The sequence below is a fragment of the Halomonas marinisediminis genome (assembly GCF_004347715.1).
Classification (GTDB): domain Bacteria; phylum Pseudomonadota; class Gammaproteobacteria; order Pseudomonadales; family Halomonadaceae; genus Halomonas; species Halomonas icarae.
The window spans coordinates 1-498 of sequence record NZ_SLTR01000060.1; the positions used below are offsets into that span (position 1 = coordinate 1).

1 pseudogene is annotated in these 498 nt (G+C 66.1%); it reads right to left on the minus strand.

The window, feature by feature from the left end:
• Window positions 1-498 (minus strand): annotated as a pseudogene (locus tag E0702_RS15825) (F0F1 ATP synthase subunit alpha); the annotation flags it as partial.

Genomic DNA, 498 nt, shown 5'->3' on the forward strand with positions numbered 1-498 from the left:
CGAAGATCACGCAGACGATCTCGGCATTGGTCAGCGGCGAGTATTGCGGCTGCTTCATCAGCTCGGTCAGGCGCGCACCACGGTTCAGCAGCTGCTGGGTGGCGGCGTCGAGGTCGGAGCCGAACTGCGCAAAGGCCGCCATTTCGCGGTACTGCGCCAGTTCCAGCTTCACCGGGCCAGCGACGGATTTCATCGCGTTGGTCTGGGCCGAGGAGCCCACGCGCGACACCGACAGACCGGTGTTCACGGCCGGGCGGATGCCTTGGTAGAACAGCTCGGTTTCCAGGAAGATCTGGCCATCGGTGATCGAGATCACGTTGGTCGGGATAAAGGCCGACACGTCGCCGCCTTGCGTTTCGATGATCGGCAGCGCCGTCAGCGACCCGTTGCCGTGATCGTCGCCCAGCTTCGCCGACCGCTCCAGCAGGCGGGAGTGGAGGTAGAACACGTCCCCCGGGTATGCCTCGCGGCCCGGCGGGCGGCGCAGCAGCAGCGACA